Here is a 24,971-nt window from a genome sequence, read left to right on the forward strand (position 1 = left end):
CGCCCCGCCCGTCCGTAACAAGGAGGGGCGGGGCGGTGCGTTGCGCAGCCGCGCGGCGCCGACGCACGGGCGCCGACCGCCCGACCCGAGACCCGAGGGGACGACCGCCATGGATCAGGCGCCCGGCAGCCCGCAGGAACCGCAGGACGCCCAGGGCCTGCCCGGCTGCTACCGGCACCCGGACCGCCCGACCGGCATCAGCTGCACCCGGTGCGAGCGGCCCATCTGCCCCGAGTGCATGGTCAGCGCGTCCGTCGGTTTCCAGTGCCCCGAGTGCGTGCGCAGCGGTTCGGGGACCGGGCACGCCCCGGACGCGAACCGGCCGAGGACGCTGGCGGGCGGCACGATCGTCTCCGACCCGCGGCTGGTCACGAAGGTGCTGCTCGGGATCTGCCTGGCCGTGTTCGCGGTGCAGATGACGGTCGGAGACCGGTTCACCGAGCGGTTCGAGATGCTCGGCCTCGCCTGGGTGCCCGACCTCGGCGGCCTCGAAGGTGTGGCGGAGGGCCAGTGGTATCGGCTGCTCACCGCGATGTTCCTGCACGGCAGCTACGTCCACATCGCCTTCAACATGCTCAGCCTGTGGTGGATCGGCGGCCCCCTGGAGGCGGCCCTGGGCCGCGCCCGCTACCTCGCGCTGTATCTGGTCTCGGGTCTGGCCGGCAGCGCGCTGACGTATCTGCTCGCCGCGCAGAACCAGCCCTCGCTCGGTGCCTCCGGCGCGATCTTCGGTCTGTTCGGTGCCACGGCCGTGCTGATGCGGCGGCTCAACTACGATCTGCGGCCGGTCATCGCACTGCTCGTGATCAACCTGATCTTCACGTTCAACCCGGCCTTCAACATCTCCTGGCAGGCCCACATCGGTGGCCTCGTCGCCGGGCTGGTCGTCGGTTACGCGATGGTGCACGCGCCCCGTGAGCGTCGCGCGCTCGTGCAGTACGGGACCTGCGCGGTGGTGCTGCTCGCCGTGGTCGTCACCGTGGTCGTGAGGACCGCGCAGCTCACCTGAGCCAGGTTTTCCACCGATGATGACCGGCGTTGTCCACAGCGCGTGGCGGATCTTGTGCATCGTGTGGGGAACAGCTGTGCCCCTTGTCATCAACCCGGGTTTGACCAGGAAGGACAAGGGGCGAACAGGTGGTCGAGCGGAGTCGGTGCAGTCACACCGGCGTCAACACTCAGTGGGTTATCCACAGATCATGCGACCTTTTCCACGGCTGTGGAAAGTCGACGGGATTCTGTGGATAACTCAGTGGATAGCTCAGGGCAGAGCTACTTTCACAGGCGGCGGACCGCTACTTCCACTGCGTGGAGACGCCGAAGCCGCCGGCGATGAAGCCGAAGCCCACGACGATGTTCCAGTTGCCGAGCGCCTTGATCGGCAGCGAACCGTCGGCCACGTAGAAGACGACGATCCAGACAAGTCCGATGAGGAACAGCGCCAGCATCACCGGCGCCACCCAGCCGCGGTTCGTCAGCTTGATGTTCGCTGCCTGCTTCGACGCCGGCGGGGGCGTGTAGTCGGCCTTCTTGCGGATACGTGACTTCGGCACGAGGGTCTCTCCTGTCGATGCGCTGCGTGGCCGCGCAGATGTCGTGGGCTGGCTCCGGAGCAGCGTACAAGGGGAAGTTGTGGGGATTCCCAGCGCTCCACCGGGCGTCCGTTAGCGTAGTGCTTCCGTGGCGTCGAAGGAGATAAGGGTACGTTGAGCAATTCCGCCGACTCTGCCAAGAGTCCCGCCCGTGGGCGCTTTCGGCCCGTGCGCTTGCTCACCGTTGGCGTTTTCGCCCTCGCGGGGCTCATCTTCTTCACCAGTTTCAATACGGCCAAGGGCACCAATATCCGGACGGACGGGTCCCTGCTCAAGCTCTCCGACCTCATTCAGGAGCGCAGCCGCAAGAACCAGGGCCTGGAAGCGGGCAACAGCTCGGTGCGCTCCGACGTCGAGCGCCTCGCCGAGCGGGACAACGGTTCCACCGCCGCGGACGACAAGAAGGTGGACGCCCTGGAAAAGGCGTCCGGGACGAAGAAACTGAAGGGCGAGGCGGTCTCCGTCACGCTCGACGACGCCCCGCCGAACGCCACCGCCAAGCTCCCCGGCTACCCCGAGCCCCAGCCCAACGACCTGGTGATCCACCAGCAGGACCTCCAGGCCGTGGTGAACGCCCTGTGGAAGGGCGGCGCCAAGGGCATCAAGGTCATGGACCAGCGCCTCATCTCGACGTCCGCCGTCCGCTGCGTCGGCAACACCCTGATCCTCCAGGGCCGCGTGTACTCGCCGCCGTACAAGATCACCGCGGTCGGGGACCCGGAGGCGCTGAAGCAGGCGGTCGCGGCCTCGCCGGAGATCCAGAACTACATGCTGTACGTGAACGCCTACGGGCTCGGCTGGAAAGTCGAGGACGACGGGGCGGTGACTCTTCCCGGCTACTCGGGCACAGTGGATCTCCACTACGCGAAGCCCGTGAGCTAGCCATGGCGTAGCCGCCGTCTGGGGGGCCTGTGTCGGTACGAGTCGCCATCAGGACAGTCAGCGAAGTCTGCATCACCGTCGGCGCCTTGATCGTCCTCTTCGTCGCCTACGTGCTGTTCTGGACCGGTGTGAAGGCCGACGACGCGATGGGCAGCCAGATCGACGACCTCGAGGACCAGTGGGCGAAGCGCCCCGTGGCCACCTCGGCCCCCGATCCGGACTCCGACGCCGCGGTGGACGCGGCGCCGCCGAAGCCGCGCCCGTACCAGGACGGAAAGCCCTTCGCCGTGATGTACATCCCACGGCTTGGTTTCACGTGGAACGCTCCCGTGCTCCAGAACACGAAGGTCGACACGCTCAAGAAGGGCCTCGGGCACTACGCGGGCACGGCCCAGCTCGGGCAGAAGGGCAACTTCTCGGTGGCCGGCCACCGGCGCACCTACGGCGACCCGTTCAAGGACTTTCCCCAGCTCAGGCCGGGCGACCCGGTGGTGCTCACCGACGGGGACACCTGGTTCACGTACGTCATCGACACCAAGCCGTACAAGACGCTGCCGAGCGATGTCGGGGTGATCGACCCGGTGCCGCGCAAGTCCGGCTACGAGGAGCCGGGGCGCTATCTGACGCTGACCACGTGCGAGCCGGAGTGGGGTCACAGTCACCGGCTGATCGTCTGGGCGCATCTCGATGCCACTCAGCCTGTAGAGGCAGGCAAACCGGAAGCGTTGCGCCGTTAGTCTGGTGCCACAAGCAGACAGTGTGGAGGGAGCGTCCGGCATGTACGGCTGGATCTGGCGGCATCTGCCGGGCAACACCTGGGTGAGGGCACTGATTTCGATCGTGCTGGTCCTGGCGGTGGTGTACGTCCTCTTCCAGTTCGTCTTCCCGTGGGCCGAGCCGCTGCTGCCCTTCAACGATGTGACGGTGGACGGCCAGTGAGCACGCGAGACACCCGTAAGACCCGCATCCTCGTCGTCGACAACTACGACAGCTTCGTCTTCAACCTCGTCCAGTACCTGTACCAGCTGGGTGCCGAGTGCGAGGTCGTGCGCAACGACGAGGTGACCACCTCGCACGCGCAGGACGGCTTCGACGGCGTGCTGCTCAGCCCGGGTCCCGGCGCCCCCGAACAGGCCGGTGTCTGCATCGAGATGGTGCGGCACTGCGCGGCGACCGGCGTGCCCGTCTTCGGCGTCTGCCTCGGCATGCAGTCGATGCAGGTGGCGTACGGCGGTGTCGTGGACCGCGCTCCCGAGCTGCTGCACGGCAAGACCTCGCTCGTCCGGCACGAGGGCAAGGGCGTCTTCGCGGGCCTCCCCGACCCCTTCACGGCCACCCGATACCACTCGCTGGCCGCCGAGCCCGGCACCGTACCGGAGGCGCTGGAGGTCACGGCGCGTACCGAGGACGGCATCATCATGGGGCTGCGCCACCGTGAACTGCCCGTCGAGGGGGTGCAGTTCCATCCGGAGTCGGTGCTGACCGAGCACGGCCATCTGATGCTCGCGAACTGGCTCGTGGAGTGCGGGGACGCGGGCGCGGTGGCCAGATCGGGCGGGCTCGCGCCGGTCGTGGGCAGGGCCTCGGCGTGACCGCGCTGCGCCCCGAGCAGGACGGCGAAGCCGGCGGGTTCGAGGATGCCGTGCGCCGCCTCGACGACCCGCTGAACGACCCGTTGCCGGGGCAGCACCCGTCGCCGTGGTTCCGGCCGCCGGGAGCGCAGGAGCAGGCACCGGAACAGCACCCGGTCCAAGGGCAGCCGCACGGGCAGCCCGGGGAGCCGGTGCGCCGCCCCGAGCCGGAGCCCGAGTGGTACGACCCGCAGGGGTACGCCCAGAACTGGTACGGCGAGGCCCCGCAGGGCGCGGCCCGCGGACACGCGTCAGGACCCGCCTCCCACGGTCCGTCAGGGCCCGCCGCCCACGCGCCCGGAGCCGCCGCCCACGCGCCTGGAGCCGCCGCCCACGCGTCCGCGGCCGGTGCGTCCGCGCTCGGGGCCGCGACGCCCCCGCGGGAGCCCCAGGCCCCCGCTCAGCAGCCCGTGGCCCCCGTGCCGCAGCCCTCGCCCGCGTCCCCCGCACGGGACGACGAGACGGTCGCGCTGCGTACCGCCGACACCCGCCGAATAGCCGAGCCGGAGTCCACGCCCACCGCGGAGCCGGTGGCCGTCGGCGGCCGGGCCGCGCGCAGGAAGGCCGCCAAGAAGGGCGGCGGCCGGCACTCGGCGGCGAGTGCCGCGGAGAAGGAGACCGGCGAGGAGGCGGACGGAAAGCCGCTGACCCGGGTCGAGGCGCGGGCCGCGGCGCGCGCGGCCAAGCCGGGCGCCGGAGTGATCGCGAGCCGGGCGGTCGGTGAAGTCTTCATCAGCATCGGGGTGTTGATGCTGCTGTTCGTCACCTACCAGCTGTGGTGGTCGAACATTCGGGCACACAACATCGCCGGCAGCGCCCGGAGCAGCCTCGAGGACGACTGGGCCAACGGAAAGCGCAAGCCCGGCGCGTTCGAACCGGGACAGGGCTTCGCGATCCTCTACATCCCCAAGCTGGACGTCGTCGTGCCGATCGCCGAGGGCATCAGCAAGCCGAAGGTCCTCGACAAGGGCATGGTCGGGCACTACGACAAGGACAGCATTCCGACCGCGATGCCCGACGCGAAGCAGGGGAACTTCGCCGTCGCCGGGCACCGCAACACGCATGGCGAGCCGTTCCGCTTCGTCAACCGCCTCGAACCCGGCGATCCGATCGTCGTCGAGACGCAGGACACGTACTACGTGTACAAGATGGCGAGCATCCTGCCGCAGACGGCGCCGTCGAACACGGCGGTCCTCAATCCGATCCCCGCGGGCTCCGGATTCACCAAGCCGGGCCGTTACATCACTCTGACGACCTGCACTCCGGAATTCACCAGTACGTATCGAATGATCGTCTGGGGCAAGATGGTCGAGGAGCGTCCGCGCAGCAAGGGCAAGCCGGACGCGCTCGTCGAATAACCGGGTATCGGCAGCGGCAGTACGGCACAGAGACGGGGCATGAGCGAGTGGCAGCGACGACCGACCATGGCGAAGAGGCCGCACCGAAGGAGCCTCGCCGCTCGCCCTCACCCCGGCGCGGGCCCATCGCGACCGCCGTCAGTGTCTTCGGTGAACTGCTCATCACCGCGGGCGTGATCCTCGGCCTCTTCGTGGCCTACTCACTGTGGTGGACGAACGTCGTCGCCGACCGCGAGGCGGGCAAGCAGGGCGACAGGGTCCGCGACCAGTGGAGCGGGAACAGCGGCCCCGGTGACCTGGACACCAAGAACGGCATCGGCTTCCTGCACGTCCCCGCGATGAGCAAGGGCGAGGTGCTGGTCGAGAAGAGCACGGACAACAAGGTCCTCAACGACGGCGTCGCCGGCTACTACACGAAGCCCGTGAAGGCGACGCTGCCGACGAGCGGCAAGAAGGGCAACTTCTCGCTGGCCGCGCACCGGGACGGGCACGGCGCCAAGTTCCACAACATCGACAAGATCGAGAAGGGCGACCCGATCGTCTTCGAGACCAAGGACGACTGGTACGTCTACAAGGTCTACGACATCCTCCCGGAGACCTCGAAGTACAACGTGGACGTCATCGACGACGTACCGAAGGAGTCGGGCGTGAAGAAGCCCGGCCACTACATCACGCTGACGACCTGCACGCCGGTCTACACGTCGAAGTACCGGTACATCGTGTGGGGCGAGCTGGAGCGCGTCGACAAGGTGGACGAGGACCGGACGCCGCCGAAGGAACTCCGTTAGGGCGCGAGCCCGGTCAAGGCCGGAGCCCCGGCCCCCTCGTCCTGAGGGGGCCGGGGCTCCGGCCTTGCTGCGTACCGCGCCGGGCGTCAGCCGCCGAGGTTGCCCCCGAAGATGCCGCCGTTGTCGTTCCCGCCGTTGTTGTTGCCGCCCCCGCCGATCGTGGTCAGGGTGACCGTGGTGTTCGCCGGGTCCGACGCGGTGTTGGCCGCCGGGTCCTGGCTGATGACGCGGGCCTCGTCGCCCTGGTCGGAGCCGTCGGCGAACTGGACGTTCTTGAAGCCGGCGTCCTGGAGGGTCTTCTTGGCGTCCTTGACGGTCTGGCCGACCACGCTCGGGACCGGCGTCTGCGCGGCCTTCTTGGCGACCTTGAGGGTGACCGTGGAGCCGGGCTCCGCCTGGGTGTTGGCGGGCAGGCTCTGGGCGAAGACCTTGCCGGCCTCGGCCGCCGTGCTCTCCTCCTCGGTGCAGTTCGCCTTCAGGTTGCTGTCCTCGAGCTGCTTCGTGGCCTCGTCGCAGGAGAGGTTGCCGCCGGCCACGTTCGGGACGGTGACCTGCTCCTTCTCGCGGGCGACGGTCAGGGTGATCTCGGTGCCCTTCTCGACCTTGCCGCTGGAGGGGTTCTGCTTGATGACCGTGCCCGGCGTCCGGTCGGACTCCTCGGTCTCCTTGGTGACGTTGTCGAGGCCCTTGGCCTTCAGCTCGGCCTCGGCCTCGTCGTAGGGCAGGCCCTTGACGTCCGGGACGGAGACCTTCGGGGCGCCCGTGGAGACCGACACCGTGATCGTGTCGTTCTTGCTCACCTCGGTGCCCGACTTCGGGTTCTGGGAGCAGATCTGGCCCTTGGGATAGTCCTCGCAGGGGCCCGACTTGCTGGAGTCCAGGGTGAGGTCGCGGTTCTCGGCCATCTTCTCGGCCTCGTCGACCGTCTTGCCGACGAAGTTCGGGGCCGTGAACGACTCGTCGTTCGCGCTGTCGCCGCCGAAGATCGTCTTGCCGATCAGGATGGCGCCGACGAGCACCAGGATGCCCGCCACGACCAGCAGGATCGTCGACGTACGGTTCTTGCCCTGGCGGCGCCGGTCGGGCCGGTCGTCGTAGCCGAAGCCGCCGTCGTCCGGGTTGGTCGGCGGCAGCATCGAGGTCTGGCCCGCGCCGTTCTGCGGGCGCAGCATCGCGGTCTGCTGGTCGTCGGGGTGGCCGCCGTAGCCGACCGCGCCCATGGCGGCGGTCGCGGCGACGGGCTGGCCGTCGAGGCAGGCCTCGATGTCGGCGCGCATCTCGTCGGCCGACTGGTAGCGGTAGTCCGGGTCCTTGGTGAGGGCCTTGAGGACGATCGCGTCCATCTCCGGCGTGATCTCGCCGTCGAAGACGCTGGGCGCCTGCGGTTCCTCACGGACGTGCTGGTACGCGACCGCGACCGGGGAGTCGCCGACGAACGGCGGCCGTACGGTCAGCAGTTCGTACAGCAGGCAGCCCGTGGAGTACAGGTCGGAGCGGGCGTCGACCTGCTCGCCCTTGGCCTGCTCCGGGGAGAGGTACTGGGCGGTGCCGATGACGGCCGCGGTCTGCGTCATCGTCATGCCGGCGTCGCCCATCGCGCGGGCGATGCCGAAGTCCATGACCTTCACCTGGCCGGTGCGGGTCAGCATGACGTTGGCGGGCTTGATGTCGCGGTGCACGATGCCCGCGCGGTGCGAGTACTCCAGGGCCTGGAGGATGCCGACGGTCATCTCCATGGCGCGCTCGGGCAGCAGCTTGCGCCCGGAGTGCAGCAGCTCACGGAGCGTGGAACCGTCGACGTACTCCATCACGATGTACGGGATGGAGACCTGGTCGACGTAGTCCTCGCCCGTGTCGTACACCGCCACGATCGCGGGATGGTTGAGCGAGGCGGCCGACTGGGCCTCCCGGCGGAACCGGGCCTGGAACGACGGGTCGCGCGCGAGGTCCACCCGCAGCGTCTTCACCGCCACGGTGCGACCGAGCCGGGTGTCATGGGCGAGATAGACCTCCGCCATGCCACCACGGCCGAGCACCTGGCCCAGCTCGTACCGGCCGCCGAGGCGACGCGGCTCTTCCATGGTTACCTACCAGCCCTCTCCGTCGGTCCCGACCGTCCCGTGCGGGGTCGGGCGGTGTGCTGTCCGGGGCTTACCGTACCCGGCTTGCTCAGCGTGACCTGGCCACCACCGTGACCCGTGACAGGACCGGTATCGCCACGTGCATCTATGTGAACAACGAGTGACCGGGCTCACAAGGGGTGGTGAAACCGGCGTTCCCCGGCTCACTTCTTGCTGTCCACGACCGCCTTCATCACGTCGCGCGCGATCGGGGCGGCGAGACCGCCACCGGAGATGTCGTCGCGGTTGGCGCTGCCGTCCTCGACCACCACGGCCACGGCCACCGGCGAACCGGAGTCGGTCTTGGCGTAGGAGACGAACCAGGCGTACGGCTTCTCGCTGTTGTCGACGCCGTGCTGGGCGGTACCGGTCTTGCCGCCGACGGTGACGCCGTCGATCTTGGCGTTGGAGCCGGTGCCGTCGTTGACGACCGTCTCCATCATCGACTGGAGCTTCGTCGCGTTCTCCGCGGAGAGCGGCTGGCTCAGCTCCTTCGGGTCCGTCTTCTCGATGGTGTCGAGGTTCGGGGCCTTCAGCTCGTCGACCATGTACGGCTCCATGAGCTTGCCGTCGTTGGCGATCGCCGAGGCGACCATGGCCATCTGGAGCGGGGTCGCGGCGGTGTTGAACTGGCCGATGGAGGAGAGCGCGGTCTCCGACTTGTTCATGTCGTCGGAGAACACCGACTTGTTGGAACGGACCGGGATGAACTGCTCCTCGTTGAAGCCGAACTTCTCGGCCTCCTCGAGCATCGCGTCGTTGCCGAGGTCCGAGCCGATCTTGCCGAACACGGTGTTGCAGGAGACCTTCAGGGCGTTGCGCAGCGTCGCGTTCTTACAAGGGATGTTGCCCTCGTTCTTCAGCTCCGTCGTGGTGCCCGGCATCGTCCACGGCAGCGGGGTGTCCGTGGCCTTGTCCGGGTCGTAGTTCCCGCTCTCCAGCGCGGCCGCGGCCGTCACCAGCTTGAACGTCGAACCCGGCGGGTACGTCTCGCGCAGCGCGCGGTTCAGGAGCGGCTTGTCCTTGTCCTTGTCGAGCTGCGAGAACGTCTTGCCGTCGTCGGTGGAGTTCCCGGCGAAGGACGACGGGTCGTACGACGGCGTGGACGCGAGCGCGAGGATCTTGCCGGTGGACGGCTCGATGGCGGCGACGGCGCCCTTGCCGCGGTTCTTCAGGCCGTCGTAGGCGGCCTTCTGCGCGGCGGCGTTGAGGGTGGTCACGACGTTGCCACCCTCCTTCTGCTTGCCCGTGATCATGTCGAGGGTGTTGCGGAAGAAGAGGCGGTCGTCGTTGCCGCTGAGGATGCCGTCCTCAAGATTCTCGATCTGGCTGGCGCCGACGACCTGCGAGGCGTAGCCGGTGACGGGCGACCACATGGGCCCGTTCTTCCAGGTCCGCTTGTACTTCAGGTCGGTCCCGGTGGTCTCCTTCGAGCCCGTGATCGACTTGCCGTCGACGATGATGTCGCCGCGCGGCGTCGAGTACCGCTCGATGGCGACGCGACGGTTCTCCTTGTCGGAGGCGAGCGAGTCGGCCTTCACGTACTGGAGCCAGTTGTCGCGGATCAGCAGGCCCAGGATCAACAGGCCGCAGAAGATCGCGATACGGCGCAGGGGCTTGTTCACGGTCGGACCACCTGGGTCATCTCGGCGTCGGGACTTGGCGTGGGGCTCGGGGCGGGCCGCCGCGCGGTGTCGCTGATCCGGATCAGGATCCCGATGAGCGCCCAGTTGGCGATGACGGAGGAACCGCCGTACGCGAGGAACGGCATCGTCATACCGGTCAGCGGGATGAGCCCCATCACGCCGCCCGCGACGACGAAGACCTGAAGTGCGAAGGCGCCGGACAGGCCGACGGCGAGCAGCTTGCCGAACGGGTCGCGGGCCGCGAGCGCCGTGCGCACGCCGCGCTCCACGATGAGTGCGTAGATCAGCAGGATCGCCATCAGGCCGGCCAGGCCCAGCTCCTCGCCGAAGGTGGCGAGGATGAAGTCGGAGTTCGCGGCGAAGCGGATCAGCTCGGAGTGGCCCTGGCCCCAGCCGGTGCCGAGGGTGCCGCCGGAACCGAAGGCCCACAGCGCCTGCATCGCCTGCTCGGAGTGCCCGGCCACGCCCTGGCGGCTGAGCATGTACTCCTTCATCGGGTCCAGCCAGGCGTCCACACGCTGCTGGATGTGCGGCTCGAACGTGGCCACACCGACGGCGCCGACCGCGGACATCAGCAGACCGAAGACGATCCAGCTGGTCCGCTCGGTGGCGACGTACAGCATGATGACGAACATTCCGAAGAACAGCAGCGACGTACCGAGGTCGGTCTCGAAGACCAGGATGAGGATCGAGATCCCCCAGACCACGAGGATCGGTCCGAGGTCGCGGCCGCGCGGCAGGTACAGGCCCATGAAGCGGCGCGAGGCGAGCGCCAGGGCGTCCCGCTTCACCATCAGGTAGCCGGCGAAGAACACCGCGAGGACGATCTTCGCGAACTCACCGGGCTGGATGGAGAATCCGCCGATGTTGATCCAGATGCGCGCGCCGAAGATGTTCTGCCCGAGGCCCGGTACCAGCGGCAGCAGCAGCAGGACGACGGCGCCGAGCATGGAGATGTAGGTGTAGCGCTGAAGGACGCGGTGGTCCTTCAGGAAGAACAGGACCACGATGAAGAGCGCGATGCCCATCGCCGTGTACATCAGCTGCTTCGGTGCCGCGCTGCCCGCCTGGTCGATCGACTGGAGCAGCTTCGACTGGTCGAGCCGCCAGATGACCACCAGGCCAAGGCCGTTCAGCAGCGTGGCCAGCGGCAGCATCAGCGGGTCCGCGTACGCCGCGAACTTCCGTACGACGATGTGGGCGACGCCCGCGAGCAGGCCGAGGCCCAGCCCGTAGCCGAGAATGCCCGTGGGGAGCTCGCCGTCGATGGCGAGACCGACATTGGCGTACGCGAACACCGGGATGATCACGGCGAACACGAGCAGTGCCAGCTCGGTGTTGCGCCGGCTGGGTGCTCCGATCGCTCCAATGGTCGACGTATGCGTCGTGGAGTTACTACTCATGGCGTGCTGAGGCCCCCAACGGCTTCTACTGCTGCGCGCACGCCTTGGCCAGCTGCTGCTCTTCCTCGGAGAGAGTGGGGCCAGGGGTGGGCGTGGGAGAGGACTTGGACTTGCCGGACGAGGACGGCGATCCGGACGGGTTCGGCGTGGGTGCGGCGGGCAGCTTGCGGTACGACGCCTTGGACGCCGTGCCTCCCGTGGAGGTTCCGCCGGCCTCGCCCTCGCCGGTCTTCGCGTTCTTCTCGTTCTCGGCCTTGTCCCGCTCGGCCTGCTTCTCGCATGCGGTGGCCTGCGCGGACAGTTCCTGGATCTTGTCCTGGGCGGCGGCCAGGTCGCCTTCGGCGATGGTCGCCTCGACCTGCTTGCGCTGGTACGGCGGCAGGTACTTGAGCTGGATCTCCGGGTGGTCCTTCGCCACGTCGGACAGGCTCACCCAGGCGAGGTCCTGGCTGATGCCGCGGTACAGCGCGACGTGCTCCTCGTTGGAGCCGACGTAGTACTGGGTCTGCGTCCAGCGGTAGCCGCCGTAGAGCCCGCCGCCGATGACCGCCAGGGCGAGCACCGTGTAGAAGGATCTCTTCAGCCACCTGCGGCGCGGCCGCGGCTTCACGAAGTCCTCGTCCGTGTACGCGCCGAAGCCCCCCTCGGGCGCGTAGTCGGCGGTGTCCCCGCTGCCGGGCGGGCCGAACTCGCCGCCGCCCGTGCCGGGGGCCGGGCGGCCGAGGCCCGCGGCGCGGCCCGCGGGGGTCTCCATGGCGGAGCCCTCGTGCAGCGCCTGCTGGTTCTCGGCGACCGCGCCGACGACCACCGGGGCGTCCGACAGCTGACCGGCGAGGGTGTCCCCGCTGTCGATGTCGAGGACGTCCGCGACGATCACGGTGATGTTGTCGGGGCCGCCGCCGCGCAGGGCCAGCTGGATCAGGTCCTGGACCGTCTCCTGCGGGCCCTGGTAGCTGGCGAGGGTCTCCTCCATCGTCTGGTGGGAGACGACGCCGGACAGCCCGTCGGAGCAGATCAAGTACCGGTCGCCGGCCCGCACTTCGCGGATGGAGAGGTCGGGCTCGACATGGTCGCCGCTGCCCAGCGCCCGCATGAGGAGGGACCTCTGCGGGTGCGTGGTGGCCTCCTCCTCGGTGATGCGGCCCTCGTCGACGAGGCGCTGCACCCAGGTGTGGTCCTGCGTGATCTGCGTGAGCACGCCGTCGCGCAGCAGGTAGGCGCGCGAGTCGCCGACGTGCACGAGGCCGAGCCGCTGGCCCGTCCACAGCAGCGCGGTCAGGGTGGTCCCCATGCCTTCGAGCTGGGGGTCCTCCTCGACCATCAGGCGGAGCTGGTCGTTGGCCCGCTGCACGGCGGTGCCGAGCGAGGTCAGGATGTCCGAGCCCGGCACGTCGTCGTCGAGCGCGACGATGGTGGAGATCACCTCCGAGGAGGCCACCTCACCGGCGGCCTGGCCGCCCATGCCGTCGGCGATCGCGAGCAGCCGGGGGCCGGCGTAACCGGAGTCCTCGTTGCCCTCGCGGATCATGCCTTTGTGTGATCCGGCGGCGAAGCGCAGTGACAGACTCATGCGCACCTGCCCGGCCGGATCAGACTCCGGGTACAGCCGGTCGTGTCGCACCACACTGCCCACCCTCCGCTCGGGAGCGCGCCGAGGTCCGGGACATCGGGGCCCCGGCCCGCCGCGTCGGCTCGCTCGCTCCGCTCGCGCTCATTCATGACGTAGCACTACTTCCGCAGCTCGATAACGGTCTTGCCGATGCGGATCGGCGCACCCAGCGGGATCGGCTGGGGCGTCGTGAGGCGGGTCCGGTCGAGATACGTGCCGTTGGTGGACCCGAGGTCCTCGACGATCCACTGACCGTCCCGGTCCGGGTAGATCCTGGCATGACGGCTCGACGCGTAGTCGTCGTCGAGCACGATCGTGCTGTCGTGCGCACGGCCGAGCGTGATCGTCTGCCCCTGCAGCGCCACCGTCGTACCGGTGAGCGTGCCTTCGGAGACGACCAGCTTGGTGGGGGCGCCACGGCGCTGTCGGCCGCCGCCCTGCTGCTGGCGCTGCTGCGGAGGCGCGGACTGGCGCGCGGCCTGCGCTTGCGGCCGCCCGCTCTCCCGGCGCGAGCCGCGCTGGGTGACGCGCGTACCGAACAGGTCGCTGCGGATGACCTGGACGGCCACGATCACGAACAGCCACAGAACGGCCAGGAAACCCAGCCGCATGACCGTCAGGGTCAGCTCTGACATTGCCCCCGCTTCACCCTTCGGCTTGCCGGTAAACGATGGTGGTTTGGCCCACGACGATCCGCGAGCCGTCGCGGAGCGTAGCGCGGGTGGTGTGCTGTCCGTCCACCACGATGCCGTTGGTGGATCCGAGATCCTGGATCGTCGAGGGCGTTCCGGTCCGGATCTCGCAGTGCCGGCGCGATACGCCGGGGTCGTCGATCCGCACGTCGGCCTCGGTGGACCGGCCGAGCACGAGGGTGGGGCGGGAGATCTGGTGGCGGGTGCCGTTGATCTCGACCCAGTGGCGCACGCGGGCGCCGGGCAGCGGGCCCGCGCCCTGCTGCCCGTGAGCCGCCTGCCCCTGTGCCGCGGGGGCAGCCGCCGGGCGTCCCGGCGGCGCCGAGGGCATCGGCGGGGCGGCCGTGGGCTGCGGGTATCCGTAGCCCCCCGGTGCCTGGGGCCGGGCGGCCGGGGCGGGGCGCTGGGACTGCTGCGGGCGCTCCTGGCTGGTGGACGACGCGAGGGTGCGGCTGCGTACCCGGTACAGACCCGTGTCCAGGTCGTCCGCCTTCTCCAGGTGCACCTTGATGGGGCCCATGAAGCTGTAGCGCTGCTGCTTCGCGTAGTCGCGCACCATCCCGGACAGCTCGTCGCCGAGCTGGCCCGAGTAGGGGCTCAGCCGCTCGTAGTCGGGCGCGCTGAGCTCCACGATGAAGTCATTGGGGACGACCGTCCGGTCGCGATTCCAGATCGTCGCGTTGTTGTCGCACTCGCGCTGCAGCGCTCCCGCGATCTCGACGGGCTGCACCTCGGACTTGAAGACCTTGGCGAAGGTGCCGTTGACCAGCCCCTCGAGGCGCTGTTCGAACTTCTTCAGGACTCCCATGAGGCACCTCCTCCTTCGTTGCCGTCCTGCTTGTCAGGCCTGTACCGCCTGCGGCCGGGCTTGCTGTCGCTGCCTTCTTGGTACTGCTTACTGATCGTATCCACGCGTCGGGAAATCGGCTGGTTCCCCCTGTCCGCCTGCTCGATGAGTGTCGACGCTCACAGCCCCTTGCCGGGCCCCTATGCAGGGATCGTAGAGGTGGCCTCCACACAGTGTCCCGTACGCGGCTGTGGACCGTGCGGGATCCCTGTTCCGTCTGCCCGCTCGGCGGCCCCAGGAACGGATGTGAATCCACCGTCCGCAGCGTGCTAATGTTTTGTTCGTCGGAAGGCGCAGGGCCCGCAAGGGCGAAGGGCCGGAAGACACACCCAATGCGCGGGTGGCGGAATAGGCAGACGCGCTGGATTCAGGTTCCAGTGCCCGAAAGGGCGTGGGGGTTCAACTCCCCCCTCGCGCACAGCGAAAAGCCCCGCAGATCTTCGGATCTGCGGGGCTTTTGCGTTGCCTGGAGGCGGGGCACTCGGGGGGTACGACTCACAGGGCCCGCGACCGGTCGGTCGGTCGCGGGGCCCTGTGGGTTATGTCACGTCAGTGCTGTTCAGGCGCTGGGTGCGGCTGCTCGGCTGCGCGGCTCCTCGGCTCAGGCGGCGAAGCGGGCGGCGAGGGACTTGCCCTTCTCCTGGGCGTCGGCGAGCGCCTTGTCGCGGGAGGCCTCGTAGAGCGGGACCAGCTGGGCCATCGCCGGGTTCTGCGGGGCCATGGTCAGCTCCGGGACGATGAAGTCCAGGTCGAGGCCGAGGCCGTCGCGCAGGGCGGCGCCGAGGAAGTTCTGGACGTACTCGAAGCCCTCGCGCGGGGTGCCCGGCGCGTAGGAGCCGCCGCGGCTGGCGACGACGGTGACCGGGGTGCCCTTGGCGGACTGGGTCTCGGGGCCCGAGGTGCGGCCCATGAGGATCACGTTGTCCAGCCACGCCTTCAGCGTGGAGGGGATCGAGAAGTTGTACATCGGGGCGCCGATCAGGATGGCGTCCGCCTGCTCCAGCTCCTCGATGAGCTTGATGCGCTCGGCGAAGACGGCGGCCTGCTCGGGGGTGTGCGCGTCGGCGGGCACGAAGCCGGCGAGGTGGGCGTCCGCGGTGATGTGCGGCACCGGGTTCGCGGCCAGGTCGCGGTAGACGACGGTGCCCTCCGGGTGCTGCTCCTCCCAGGCCTTGCGGAAGGCGTCGGTGACGGCGCGCGACGCGGAGGCCTGACCGTCGAAGACGGAGGAGTCGATGTGCAGCAGGGTGGCCATGATGCTCTCCCGTGAGGGTTGAGGCGCCCGGCGGGGGTGGAGGGCGCGGTAATTGAGTATGTAACTAGTAATAGCATAGGTGCTTACTTTTTTTCACCTGCATACGAGAACGCAGTACCCTGGAGGCATGGTGGGCAACGGGGAAGACATGAACGAGGCGTGTGCGGGAGCCGCCGCGACCCACGAACCCCAGAGGTGTTCGACGGTCGACATCGGCATGACGCGCGTCTTCGGGCTGCTGGGCAAGCGGTGGACCGGGCTGATCGTGTCCGTCCTGATGGGCGGACCGAGGCACTTCGCGGACCTGCGCCGGGCCATTCCCGGCATCAGCGAACGGATGCTCTCCGACCGGCTGACCGAACTCGGCGGGGCGGGACTCGTCGTCCGCGAGGTCGACGAGGGACCGCCGTTGCGGGTCTCGTACCGGCTGTCGGCGGCGGGGGCGGCGTTGCAGCCCGCGTTGCGGGAGCTGGGGGACTGGGCCGGGAAGTATCTGGGGGCCGAGGGCGGGACGTGTCCGGAGGAGTTCCGGAAGTGACGTTTCCCTCCGGGGGTGCGGGGCGGCCGGGTCTCGTGGGGTGAGTGGCCGGGTGGCTCGTGGGTGAGGGGGCCGGGTGGCTCGTGGCTGCGTGGGCGGGTGCCTGGTGGGTGAGCGACGTGTGAGCGTGCTGAGGGTTTTCCACAGGCCCTGACGGGTTTTCCGGCCCGGCGGTACGGTCGTGACCGATCACATACGGAGTACGCAGTACAGGGCACGGGGGAGGCGGTCGGTCGTGGGCGCAGTCGTGGGTGGGGCGGATCACGTGGTGGTGCCGCGGCAGGGCGGGGCGCCGGAGTCGGGCGGCGGGGCCGGGGCGGGGCGGCTGCCGCGGGTGCCTGGCTTCGCGGCGGCCGCGGCCGAGGAGGGCCGCTCGCCGAAGGCGGCCGGCAAGGCACTGCGGGAGAAGGTGCCGCGCAGCGCCCACCGGGACTTCGCGCTCGGCAGCGACCGGCCCGACGGGGTGGCCGCCGTCGAGGAGTCCAACCGCGGCCGGATCCCCGGACTCACCCCGATACGCGTCGGACGCATGGCCGCCACCCCCTTCGCGTTCCTGCGCGGCTCCGCGGGCCTCATGGCCTACGACCTGGCGCGCACGCCGGTGACCGGCATCGGCGCCCAGATATGCGGGGACGCGCACGCCGCCAACTTCGGCCTGTACGCGGACGCCCGCGGCGGCCTCGTCATGGACCTCAACGACTTCGACGAGACGGTCCGCGGGCCCTGGGAGTGGGACCTGAAGCGGCTCGCCACGTCCCTCGTCCTCGCCGGGCGGGAGGCGGGGGCCGACGAGGACACCTGCCGGGAGGCCGCCCACGACGCCGTTGGCGCCTACCGGCGCACCATGCGGCTCCTCGCCAAGCTCCCCGCCCTGGAGGCGTGGAACGCGATAGCCGACGAGGAGCTCGTCTCCCACACCGACGCCCACGACCTGCTCGGCACCCTGGAACGCGTCTCCGAGAAGGCCAGCCGGAACACCAGCGGGCGGTTCGCGGCCCGGTCCACGGAAAGCCTGGAGGGCGGCGGACGACGGTTCGTGGACGCGCCGCCCGTCCTGCGGTCCGTGCCCGAGCCGGAGGCCGCGGCCGTCGCGGGTGCGCTGGGACCGTATCTGGACACCCTGTCCGAGGACCGGCTGCCGCTGCTCGCGCGGTATGCGATCCACGACGTGGCGTTCCGCGTCGTCGGCACCGGGAGCGTGGGCACTCGGTCGTATGTGGTGCTGCTCCTCGACCACCGGGGCGAGGCGCTCGTGCTGCAAGTGAAGGAGGCGCGGCCGTCGGCGCTGCTTCCGCACCTGCCGGCGGCCGGATTCGCGGCGGCGCCGGTGGAGCACGAAGGGCGGCGGGTGGTGCTCGGGCAGAAGCGCATGCAGGTCGTCAGCGACATCCTGCTGGGGTGGACCACGGTCGACGAGCGGCCCTTCCAGGTGCGGCAGTTCAGGAACCGCAAGGGCAGCGTCGACCCGGCCGCCCTCGCCGCCGACCAGATCGACGACTACGCCCGGATGACCGGCGCGCTGCTCGCCCGTGCCCACGCCCACAGCGCCGACCCGCGCCTGGTCGCCGGCTACTGCGGCAAGAACGAGGAACTGGACGAGGCCGTCGCCGCGTTCGCCGTGGCCTACGCGGACCGCACGGAGGCGGACCACGCCGAACTGGTCCGGGCCGTGCGGGAGGGGCGGGTGGCGGCCGAGGCGGGGGTGTGAGGGAGTCCCGGCCGAGGCGGGGGCCCGTGGGTGTGCGCGGTCGCGGTGCGGGCTGAGGCCCTTGGCTGTGCCGTGGTGCTTCCCCGCGACCGTGGGCCGTGGTGCTTCCCCGCGACCGTGGCCGTGCGGGGGAGCCCGCCGGTCCGGGTGGGGTCGAAGGTGTGCCCTACGCTGGTCGGGTGACGACCCCGGAGACCGACGATGTGGCAGGGCGGCCGGAGGGCGAGCCTCGGCAGCACCTCAAGGACCGTCTGAAGGAGCGCCTGGGCGAGCGGGCCGAACAGCGGGCCGCCGAGCAGGCCGCGGCCCGGCCCGAGGAGCGCCTGGAGCGGGCGGTGCGCGCCGCCGAGCAGGCGCTGATCGAGTTCGAGATCGCAGTGGAGACCTTCCGGGTCGAGGTGGAGAACTTCTCGCGGCTGCACCACCAGAAGCTCGGGCCCATGTACACCCGGCTCGACGAGCTGGAGGCGCTGATCGCGGAGGCGACGGCGGCCCGCACCGGTGATCCGGAGGACCGCCGCAAGGCCGACGAGGCGCGGGCGCGGGTCATGCCGATGCCGGGCGTCGAGGAGCTGTTCCACGGGTGGATGGACGGGGACGGGCTGTTCCCCGAGGCCTCCGCGATGCTGACCGACCAGCCGGTGCGGCCGCCGCAGCGGGTGCGGCCCAGCGACGAGGCGCGCAAGCTCTACCGCGAGCTGGCCCGCAAGGCGCACCCGGATCTGGCGCAGGACGAGCGGGAGCGGGAGCGCCGCGACGAGTTCATCTCCCGGGTGAACGCGGCGTACGGCCGTGGTGACGAGGCGTTGCTGCGCGAGCTGGCCGAGGAGTGGGCCGCGGGCCCCAAGCCGCCCGAGCAGCAGCCGACGGAGAGCGACGAGCTGTACGCCCGCCTGGAGTGGCTGGCGCAGCGCAAGGAACTGCTCACGGCGGTGGCGCAGGAGCTGGAGGAGAGCGCGATCGGCTCGATGCTGCGGATGGCTCCCGACGATCCGGACACCCTGCTCGACGAGATCGCCGAGAAGCTGTTGGCGCAGGTCGCCGAGCGCGAGGCCGAGCTGGAGCGGTTGACCGCTTCCTGACGCCCGGTGCGCTGACGCCTGGTGAGCCGACCCGTGGTGGCGGGCGGCGGGGTCCGAGGGGGTAGCGTCAAGGGCATGGTTTTCGGTTCTGGTGTGCCCACGGTCGGTGTCGACGAGCTCAAGGAGAAGGACTTTCTCCTCGACGTCCGTGAGGACGACGAGTGGCAGGCGGGTCACGCCGCCGGTGCGCTGCACATTCCGATGAGCGAGTTCGTCGCCCGCTACGGCGAGCTGACCGAGGCGGCGCCGCAGGACGGCCGCGTCCACGTGCTCTGCCGGGTCGGCGGCCGTTCCGCGCAGGTGACGCAGTATCTGCTCCAGCAGGGTGTCGACGCGGTGAACGTCGCGGGCGGCATGCAGTCCTGGGAGGCCGCCGGCCGCCCCGTCGTCGACGACAAGGGACAGCCCGGCGCCGTCGTGTAGTCGCGCTCTCGCGGGTCAGCCGAGGGGGTGGGCGGCGAGCAGGTCGCCGAGGGCCTCCTCGTGGGCGGCGGCCGGGCCGAGCGAGAGCTCCAGGTACTTGGCCCACGCGTGATAGCGGTGCAGCGGGTAGTCCGTGTCCGCGCCGAAGCCGCCGTGCAGGTGCTGCGCGGTCTGTACGACGCGGCGCACGCCGTCGGACGCCCAGGTCTTGGCGACCGCCACATCACCCGCGACCGGCAGCGGGCCGTTCGCCTCGCTGCTGATCCGCCAGGCCGCCTGCCAGAGGGTGGCCTCCATGGCGCGCAGGTCGATGTACCGGTCGGCTGCCTGCACGGCCACGGCCTGGAACGTGGCGATGGGGTGGCCGAACTGCTCGCGCTTGCCCGCGTAGTCACTGGTCATCGCGAGGACGCCCTCGCCGAGGCCGAGCGCGAGCGCGCAGGTGCCGGTGGCGAGCAGGTCGCGCAGGCGCGGCCAGGCGCTGGCGTCGTCGACGACGTGGCGCGCCTCGACGCGGGCGCCGTCGAGCCGCAGCTCGGCCTGGCGCTCACCGGTCGTCGCTATCTGCTCGGCGAACGCGAGCCCCGGCAGCTCGCCGGCGGGGCCGGGGAGCACCGCGAGGACCGCTTCGCCCTCGCCGACGTGCGCCGGGACGAGGATCAGGTCGGCGCCGTAGGCCCACGGCACGGCGGTCTGGGCGCCGTCGAGCACCCAGCTCTCGCCCTCGCGGCGTGCGGTGACGGCGAGTTCGGCCGGGTCGTGTCCGGTGCGGCCCGCGGAGGCGACTGTCAGCACGAGCTCGCCGCGCCCGGCGCGGGGGAGGATCTCCCGCCGCAACTCCTCCGTGCCATGGGCCTGTACGGCGGTCGTGGCCGCGCAGTGCTCCAGGAGCGGGAGCCGGGCGAGGACCTTCGCCGATTCGCGCAGCACCAGGCAGAGCGCGACGGCGTCGAGCCCCGCTCCGCCGTGTTCCGGCGCGAGCAGAAGGCTGAGCAGGTCGGCGTCGGCGGCCTTCGACCACAGCGGCCGGTCGAAGTCCTCGGCGACCGCGCCGGAGGTGAGCGAGGGGCTGGGCACGCCGTCGGGCGCGACCGGCCCGAACACCGCTTTCGCCGCCTCGACGGCCGCCTGCTGCTCCTCGGAGAAGGTGAAGTCCACTGGCCCTGCCTCCCGTTCCCGCCCTGCCTGGTGTGCCGACGCCGCGTCGCGCGATCTGACGGGGCGTCAAGATAGAACAGGTTCTACGAGAAGGGAACAGCGGGCGCGGGCCCACGTGCCCGGTGGTCTCGGCTCAGCGGTCGAAGTCCAGCTCCACCTTCTCCGTGGTCGGACGGGACTGACAGGCCAGCACATAGCCCGCCTCGGTCTCCTCGGCCTCCAGCGCGAAGTTCCGGTCCATGCGGACGGAGCCCGAGACCAGGAACGCGCGGCAGGTCCCGCAGACGCCGCCCTTGCAGGCGTACGGCGCGTCCGGCCGGCCCCGCAGCACGGTCTCCAGGAGGGACTCGCCGTCCGCCACGGGCCAGGTCCCCGAGCGGCCGTCGAGCTGCGCGGTCACGGTGCTGTGCGCGGGCGCGGCCTGCCGGTTCCGGGCCGGGGCCGGTCCCTCGTCGACGTGGAAGATCTCCTCGTGGACCCGCTCGCGCCGCACACCCAGCGCGCGCAGTGCCCGCTCGGCCCCCTGCACGAGCCCGTACGGCCCGCACAGGTACCAGCCCGCCACCCGTTCCACCGGCAGCAGCGCCGGAAGGAGCGCGGCGAGCCGCTCCTGGTCGAGGCGGCCGGATGCCAGGCCCGCCTGCTGTTCCTCCCGGGAGAGCACGGTGACCAGCTGGAACCGGTCGGGGTAGCGGTCCTTCAGGTCGGCGACCTCCTCCAGGAACATCGTGGAGGCGGTGCCGCGGTCGCTGCGTATCAGGCAGAACCGCGCGGTCGGCGCCCGCTCCAGGAGCGTGCCGGCGATGGACAGCACGGGTGTGATGCCGCTGCCGCCGACCACGGCCGCGTAGTGCCCGGTGACGGGGGCGCTCGCGGTGGTGGCTCCGGGGGCGGTGCCCGGGGTCGGGTCGAGGGTGAAGCGGCCGGCCGGTGTCATGACCTCCAGCTCGTCGCCGACGGCGATCTCCTTGTGCGCGTACGTGGAGAAGGCGCCGTCGTCGACCAGGCGTACGCCTACCCGGAGGCTGCGGGGCGCGCGGTCGGCCGGGGCGGTCGAGCAGATCGAGTACGTGCGCCGGATCTCCGCGCCGTCCACCGTGCGGCGCAGGGCGAGGTGCTGGCCCGGCGTGAAGCGGTAGGCCTCGCGCAGCTCCCGCGGTACGGCGAAGGTCAGGGCCACGGAGTCGTCGGTGAGCCGGTCGACCGCCGTGACGTTGAGCCGGTGGAAGCGGGCCCGTCCCCCGTCGTGCGCCATCACAACTCCTTGAAGTGGTCGAACGGTTCGCGGCAGGACAGGCAGCGGCGCAGCGCCTTGCAGGCGGTGGAGGAGAACCGGCTCAGCTGTTCGGTCTCCGTCGACCCGCAGAGCGGGCAGACGAGGGCTTGCGGCGGAGGGGCGGCCGGTTCGGACGCGTGCCGGGTGGGGCTCAGGGGGACGGCGACCGGGCCCGCGGGTTCGCGCGTCGTCCGGGGTGGGGCGATGCCGAACTCCCGCAGCTTGCGGCGGCCTTCGGGCGTGATGTCGTCCGTCGACCAGGCCGGGGCGAGCACCGGGCGGACGACGACCTCGGGTATGCCGTGCTCGTGCAGCACCCGCTCGATGTCGGCCGACATGGTCTCGATGGCGGGGCACCCCGTGTACGTGGGGCTCAGCTCGACCTCGACGCGGCCGGGTCCGTGCGTGTGCACGGCGCGCAGTACGCCCAGCTCCTCCAGGTTCAGGACCGGCAGCTCGGGGTCGGGCACGGAACCGGCCAGCTTGCGCAGCTCCGCTTCGAGAGGGGTTTCCTGCGAGGGCTGCGGGGCCTTGGCCGTCTCGGGCGCCTCGGGCGTTTCGGGTGTCTCGGGGATTTTCGCCGTGGTCACCATGTCGCCCCCGGGTGGCTGCGGTGCAGGTGCTGCATCTCGGCGAGCATCCGGCCGAAGGGTTCGGTGTGCAGGCCCTGGCGTCCGGCTCCGGCGCTCCACGCGCCCAGCTGCGGGCCTTCGGGCACGGTCAGCGTCGCCTCGCGCAGCGTGGCGGTCACGGTCGCCGTCCAACCCGCTCGCAGGTCCTCGGTGTTGACGTCCAGGCCGGGGACGGGCTGGAACATCTCGCCGGTGTGGCGCCAGAGCGCGTCGACCGCGCGCTGCATCCGCGTACGGCTCTCGTCTGTGCCGTCACCGAGGCGGAGCGTCCACTGCCGGGCGTGGTCCTGGTGGTAGGCGACCTCCTTGACCGCCTTGGCGGCCAAGGGTGCGAACTCGGACTCGCCGTCCGCCAGTTGGGCGTAGAGGAGCTGCTGGTAGGTCGAGAAGTAGAGCTGGCGGGCGATGGTGTGGGCGAAGTCGCCGTTCGGTTGCTCGACGAGTTGCAGATTGCGGAAGGCGCGCTCCTCGCGCAGGTACGCCAGCTCGTCCTCGTCGCCGACCATGCTCAGCAGCACGCGGGCCTGGCCGAGCAGGTCGAGGGCGATGTTCGCGAGGGCGACCTCCTCTTCGAGGACGGGGGCGTGGCCCGCCCACTCCCCCAGACGGTGCGAGAGCACCAGGGCGTCGTCGCCGAGGGCGAGGGCGGCCGCCGCCGTGTCCGTACCCGGCGTGCCGTCCGTCTGCTGTACGGGCCGCGTCACAGGTGCTTCACCCCTTCCGGGATCTCGTAGAACGTCGGGTGCCGGTACGGCTTGTCGGCGGCGGGTTCGAAGAACGGGTCCTTCTCGTCCGGCGAGGAGGCGGTGATCGCCGCGGACGGTACGACCCACAGGGAGACGCCCTCGCCGCGGCGGGTGTAGAGGTCCCGCGCGTTGCGCAGCGCCAGCTCCGCGTCCGGGGCGTGCAGGCTGCCGGCGTGAGTGTGGGAGAGGCCGCGGCGGGAGCGCACGAAGACCTCCCACAGGGGCCAGTCCGCGGTGCCGGAGGCGCTACCGGTGGCCGTGCCGGTGCCGGTGGCGCTGTTCGGGGTGTCGCTCATGCCGCCCTGCCTTCTCCCGTTGCCGTGGTGGCGTGCTTGGCCGCGTGGGCCGCGGCGGCCTCGCGCACCCAGGCGCCCTCGTCGTGGGCGCGCCTGCGCTGCGTGATGCGCTGTTCGTTGCACGGCCCGTTGCCTTTCAGGACCGCCTTGAACTCCGACCAGTCGATCGGCCCGAAGTCGTGCTGCCCCCGCGCCTCGTTCCACTTCAGCTCCGGGTCGGGGAGCGTGAGGCCGAGGGACGCGGCCTGGGGGACGCAGATGTCGACGAAGCGCTGGCGCAGCTCGTCGTTGGAGTGGCGCTTGATCTTCCACTCCATGGACTGCGCGGAGTGCGCCGACTCGTCGTCGGGCGGGCCGAACATCATCAGCGACGGCCACCACCAGCGGTCCACCGCGTCCTGCGCCATCGCGTGCTGCGCCTCGGTGCCGCGGCTGAGCGCGAGCAGCAGCTCGTACCCCTGGCGCTGGTGGAAGGACTCCTCCTTGCAGATCCGCACCATCGCGCGCGCGTACGGACCGTACGAGCAGCGGCACAGCGGCACCTGGTTGGTGATCGCGGCGCCGTCCACGAGCCAGCCGATCGCTCCGACGTCGGCCCAGGTCAGCGTGGGGTAGTTGAAGATCGAGGAGTACTTCTGGCGGCCGCTGTGCAGCTTGTCGAGCAGCTCGTCGCGGCCGGTGCCGAGGGTCTCCGCCGCGCTGTAGAGGTACAGGCCGTGGCCCGCCTCGTCCTGGACCTTCGCCATCAGGATCGCCTTGCGGCGCAGGGACGGGGCGCGCGTGATCCAGTTCGCCTCCGGCTGCATGCCGATGATCTCGGAGTGGGCGTGCTGGGCGATCTGGCGCACGAGCGTGGCGCGGTAGGCGCCGGGCATCCAGTCGCGGGGCTCGATGCGCTCGTCCGCCGCCACCGCCGCGTCGAAGACGGCCTGGAACGCGGCGTCGCCGAACCCGGCGGTGCCGTCCGCCCGTGCTGCGGCCTCGCGGTGCTGCGGGGTTGCTGTCGCCATGCCCGGTCCCCCTCGACCTTGGGTGCCCGTGATCGGCGCGGGGACCCATCAGCTCCCGACCGATCGTTCGGTTCGTCGGATTCAATGGTGGGTCTCGGCGCCGTAAGGTGTCAACCCTGTGCAGTCGGCCTGTGGATAACCTCGGACGCCTGTGCCGTGCGGGCGCTCCCCAGTACCGTTCCGATGCGTCGCCCCCACGGGGATGGCGGCGCGGAATCGGTTCGGCGGCGGGGTGCCGCGCAGCGGATCGGACGGTGGACCGGCGCGGCCGGATCGGAT

25 protein-coding genes and 1 tRNA gene are annotated in these 24,971 nt (G+C 70.5%); 12 read left to right on the forward strand and 14 right to left on the reverse strand.

Annotated elements, in window-relative coordinates:
- Positions 1–109 precede the first annotated feature (109 nt).
- A complete protein-coding gene (locus ACYBSK_RS00090) occupies positions 110–1,009 on the forward strand; it encodes a rhomboid family intramembrane serine protease (RefSeq protein WP_457474729.1) in 900 nt (299 codons plus the stop codon).
- Positions 1,010–1,295: 286 nt separating this feature from the next.
- Here ACYBSK_RS00090 and crgA read toward each other — a convergent pair whose 3' ends face one another.
- Positions 1,296–1,553 (reverse strand): cell division protein CrgA, encoded by a 258-nt coding sequence (gene crgA / locus ACYBSK_RS00095; RefSeq protein ID WP_306322674.1) that lies wholly within the window; start codon positions 1,551–1,553, stop codon positions 1,296–1,298.
- Between the two features lie 153 nt (positions 1,554–1,706).
- Between crgA and ACYBSK_RS00100 the strand changes: the two genes are divergently transcribed.
- Genes ACYBSK_RS00100 through ACYBSK_RS00125 form a run of 6 tightly spaced genes read left to right on the forward strand, consistent with a single transcriptional unit; the run spans position 1,707 to position 6,251 of the window.
- Positions 1,707–2,474 carry a DUF881 domain-containing protein gene (locus tag ACYBSK_RS00100; RefSeq protein ID WP_457474730.1) on the forward strand — a complete coding sequence of 256 codons (768 nt, stop codon included), beginning with the start codon at positions 1,707–1,709 and terminating at the stop codon, positions 2,472–2,474.
- Between the two features lie 29 nt (positions 2,475–2,503).
- Complete coding sequence (locus ACYBSK_RS00105; RefSeq protein ID WP_460244749.1) at positions 2,504–3,211, forward strand: class E sortase; 708 nt, start codon at positions 2,504–2,506, stop codon at positions 3,209–3,211.
- A gap of 40 nt (positions 3,212–3,251) precedes the next feature.
- On the forward strand, positions 3,252–3,413 hold the full coding sequence (locus ACYBSK_RS00110; protein WP_460244750.1) for a hypothetical protein: 162 nt from the start codon (positions 3,252–3,254) through the stop codon (positions 3,411–3,413).
- Positions 3,410–4,066 (forward strand): aminodeoxychorismate/anthranilate synthase component II, encoded by a 657-nt coding sequence (locus ACYBSK_RS00115; RefSeq protein WP_460244751.1) that lies wholly within the window; start codon positions 3,410–3,412, stop codon positions 4,064–4,066. Before ACYBSK_RS00110 ends, ACYBSK_RS00115 begins: the two co-directional genes overlap by 4 nt.
- Complete coding sequence (locus ACYBSK_RS00120) at positions 4,063–5,463, forward strand: class E sortase (RefSeq protein ID WP_460244752.1); 1,401 nt, start codon at positions 4,063–4,065, stop codon at positions 5,461–5,463. The genes ACYBSK_RS00115 and ACYBSK_RS00120 overlap by 4 nt, the downstream gene beginning before the upstream one ends.
- A gap of 47 nt (positions 5,464–5,510) precedes the next feature.
- Positions 5,511–6,251 carry a class E sortase gene (locus ACYBSK_RS00125; protein ID WP_457474735.1) on the forward strand — a complete coding sequence of 247 codons (741 nt, stop codon included), beginning with the start codon at positions 5,511–5,513 and terminating at the stop codon, positions 6,249–6,251.
- 86 nt (positions 6,252–6,337) lie between these two features.
- Here ACYBSK_RS00125 and pknB read toward each other — a convergent pair whose 3' ends face one another.
- The 6 genes from pknB to ACYBSK_RS00155 form a co-directional block, all read right to left on the reverse strand.
- A complete protein-coding gene (gene pknB, locus ACYBSK_RS00130; protein WP_460244754.1) occupies positions 6,338–8,332 on the reverse strand; it encodes a Stk1 family PASTA domain-containing Ser/Thr kinase in 1,995 nt (664 codons plus the stop codon).
- Between the two features lie 203 nt (positions 8,333–8,535).
- Positions 8,536–9,996 (reverse strand): peptidoglycan D,D-transpeptidase FtsI family protein, encoded by a 1,461-nt coding sequence (locus ACYBSK_RS00135; protein WP_460244755.1) that lies wholly within the window; start codon positions 9,994–9,996, stop codon positions 8,536–8,538.
- Positions 9,993–11,420 carry an FtsW/RodA/SpoVE family cell cycle protein gene (locus tag ACYBSK_RS00140; RefSeq protein WP_457474738.1) on the reverse strand — a complete coding sequence of 476 codons (1,428 nt, stop codon included), beginning with the start codon at positions 11,418–11,420 and terminating at the stop codon, positions 9,993–9,995. Before ACYBSK_RS00140 ends, ACYBSK_RS00135 begins: the two co-directional genes overlap by 4 nt.
- 25 nt (positions 11,421–11,445) lie before the next feature.
- On the reverse strand, positions 11,446–12,990 hold the full coding sequence (locus ACYBSK_RS00145) for a Stp1/IreP family PP2C-type Ser/Thr phosphatase (RefSeq protein WP_460244756.1): 1,545 nt from the start codon (positions 12,988–12,990) through the stop codon (positions 11,446–11,448).
- A gap of 158 nt (positions 12,991–13,148) precedes the next feature.
- On the reverse strand, positions 13,149–13,664 hold the full coding sequence (locus ACYBSK_RS00150) for an FHA domain-containing protein FhaB/FipA (RefSeq protein WP_457474740.1): 516 nt from the start codon (positions 13,662–13,664) through the stop codon (positions 13,149–13,151).
- 10 nt (positions 13,665–13,674) lie between these two features.
- On the reverse strand, positions 13,675–14,529 hold the full coding sequence (locus ACYBSK_RS00155) for an FhaA domain-containing protein (protein WP_457474741.1): 855 nt from the start codon (positions 14,527–14,529) through the stop codon (positions 13,675–13,677).
- 373 nt (positions 14,530–14,902) lie between these two features.
- Here ACYBSK_RS00155 and ACYBSK_RS00160 point away from each other — a divergent pair.
- Positions 14,903–14,986 (forward strand) — tRNA-Leu (locus ACYBSK_RS00160).
- Between the two features lie 183 nt (positions 14,987–15,169).
- On the opposite strand, the gene ACYBSK_RS00165 is transcribed toward ACYBSK_RS00160, so the two are convergent.
- Positions 15,170–15,823 (reverse strand): FMN-dependent NADH-azoreductase, encoded by a 654-nt coding sequence (locus ACYBSK_RS00165; protein WP_457474742.1) that lies wholly within the window; start codon positions 15,821–15,823, stop codon positions 15,170–15,172.
- A gap of 148 nt (positions 15,824–15,971) precedes the next feature.
- Between ACYBSK_RS00165 and ACYBSK_RS00170 the strand changes: the two genes are divergently transcribed.
- From ACYBSK_RS00170 to ACYBSK_RS00185, 4 genes are all read left to right on the forward strand, one after another.
- Complete coding sequence (locus ACYBSK_RS00170; protein WP_460247178.1) at positions 15,972–16,361, forward strand: winged helix-turn-helix transcriptional regulator; 390 nt, start codon at positions 15,972–15,974, stop codon at positions 16,359–16,361.
- A gap of 265 nt (positions 16,362–16,626) precedes the next feature.
- Positions 16,627–18,069: a DUF2252 domain-containing protein gene (locus tag ACYBSK_RS00175; protein ID WP_460247179.1), complete on the forward strand. Its 1,443-nt coding sequence runs from the start codon at positions 16,627–16,629 to the stop codon at positions 18,067–18,069.
- 251 nt (positions 18,070–18,320) lie between these two features.
- Positions 18,321–19,151, forward strand: a complete 831-nt coding sequence (locus tag ACYBSK_RS00180) for a hypothetical protein (protein WP_457481614.1) — start codon at positions 18,321–18,323, stop codon at positions 19,149–19,151.
- A gap of 75 nt (positions 19,152–19,226) precedes the next feature.
- Positions 19,227–19,574, forward strand: a complete 348-nt coding sequence (locus ACYBSK_RS00185; RefSeq protein ID WP_457474743.1) for a rhodanese-like domain-containing protein — start codon at positions 19,227–19,229, stop codon at positions 19,572–19,574.
- A gap of 15 nt (positions 19,575–19,589) precedes the next feature.
- Here the strand turns inward: ACYBSK_RS00185 and ACYBSK_RS00190 are convergent, their stop codons facing one another.
- From ACYBSK_RS00190 to paaA, 6 genes are all read right to left on the reverse strand, one after another.
- Positions 19,590–20,732: an acyl-CoA dehydrogenase family protein gene (locus ACYBSK_RS00190; RefSeq protein WP_460244757.1), complete on the reverse strand. Its 1,143-nt coding sequence runs from the start codon at positions 20,730–20,732 to the stop codon at positions 19,590–19,592.
- Between the two features lie 133 nt (positions 20,733–20,865).
- A complete protein-coding gene (gene paaE, locus ACYBSK_RS00195) occupies positions 20,866–21,987 on the reverse strand; it encodes a 1,2-phenylacetyl-CoA epoxidase subunit PaaE (protein ID WP_457474745.1) in 1,122 nt (373 codons plus the stop codon).
- Entirely contained in the window at positions 21,987–22,601 is a 615-nt protein-coding gene (gene paaD / locus ACYBSK_RS00200) for a 1,2-phenylacetyl-CoA epoxidase subunit PaaD (RefSeq protein WP_457474746.1), read from the reverse strand. The genes paaE and paaD overlap by 1 nt, the downstream gene beginning before the upstream one ends.
- Positions 22,595–23,344 carry a 1,2-phenylacetyl-CoA epoxidase subunit PaaC gene (gene paaC / locus ACYBSK_RS00205; protein WP_460244758.1) on the reverse strand — a complete coding sequence of 250 codons (750 nt, stop codon included), beginning with the start codon at positions 23,342–23,344 and terminating at the stop codon, positions 22,595–22,597. Before paaC ends, paaD begins: the two co-directional genes overlap by 7 nt.
- The gene (gene paaB / locus ACYBSK_RS00210; RefSeq protein ID WP_460244760.1) at positions 23,341–23,682 is read right to left on the reverse strand and encodes a 1,2-phenylacetyl-CoA epoxidase subunit PaaB; all 342 of its coding nucleotides are present in this window, start codon (positions 23,680–23,682) and stop codon (positions 23,341–23,343) included. Before paaB ends, paaC begins: the two co-directional genes overlap by 4 nt.
- Positions 23,679–24,692, reverse strand: coding sequence for a 1,2-phenylacetyl-CoA epoxidase subunit PaaA (gene paaA / locus ACYBSK_RS00215; protein ID WP_460244761.1), 1,014 nt, complete (start codon positions 24,690–24,692; stop codon positions 23,679–23,681). Before paaA ends, paaB begins: the two co-directional genes overlap by 4 nt.
- Between the last annotated feature and the right edge of the window lie 279 nt (positions 24,693–24,971).

This window comes from Streptomyces sp. BYX5S, assembly GCF_054724165.1.

Coding starts and splice junctions, on each gene's coding strand:
- ACYBSK_RS00140 (WP_457474738.1), bottom strand. CDS start 11,420: ATGAGTAGTAACTCCACGACGCATACGTCGACCATTGGAGCGATCGGA.
- paaD (WP_457474746.1), bottom strand. CDS start 22,601: ATGGTGACCACGGCGAAAATCCCCGAGACACCCGAAACGCCCGAGGCG.
- ACYBSK_RS00110 (WP_460244750.1), top strand. CDS start 3,252: ATGTACGGCTGGATCTGGCGGCATCTGCCGGGCAACACCTGGGTGAGG.
- paaE (WP_457474745.1), bottom strand. CDS start 21,987: ATGGCGCACGACGGGGGACGGGCCCGCTTCCACCGGCTCAACGTCACG.
- ACYBSK_RS00165 (WP_457474742.1), bottom strand. CDS start 15,823: ATGGCCACCCTGCTGCACATCGACTCCTCCGTCTTCGACGGTCAGGCC.
- ACYBSK_RS00170 (WP_460247178.1), top strand. CDS start 15,972: ATGAACGAGGCGTGTGCGGGAGCCGCCGCGACCCACGAACCCCAGAGG.
- ACYBSK_RS00155 (WP_457474741.1), bottom strand. CDS start 14,529: ATGGGAGTCCTGAAGAAGTTCGAACAGCGCCTCGAGGGGCTGGTCAAC.
- paaB (WP_460244760.1), bottom strand. CDS start 23,682: ATGAGCGACACCCCGAACAGCGCCACCGGCACCGGCACGGCCACCGGT.
- pknB (WP_460244754.1), bottom strand. CDS start 8,332: ATGGAAGAGCCGCGTCGCCTCGGCGGCCGGTACGAGCTGGGCCAGGTG.
- ACYBSK_RS00185 (WP_457474743.1), top strand. CDS start 19,227: ATGGTTTTCGGTTCTGGTGTGCCCACGGTCGGTGTCGACGAGCTCAAG.
- ACYBSK_RS00150 (WP_457474740.1), bottom strand. CDS start 13,664: ATGTCAGAGCTGACCCTGACGGTCATGCGGCTGGGTTTCCTGGCCGTT.
- ACYBSK_RS00090 (WP_457474729.1), top strand. CDS start 110: ATGGATCAGGCGCCCGGCAGCCCGCAGGAACCGCAGGACGCCCAGGGC.
- paaA (WP_460244761.1), bottom strand. CDS start 24,692: ATGGCGACAGCAACCCCGCAGCACCGCGAGGCCGCAGCACGGGCGGAC.
- ACYBSK_RS00145 (WP_460244756.1), bottom strand. CDS start 12,990: ATGAGTCTGTCACTGCGCTTCGCCGCCGGATCACACAAAGGCATGATC.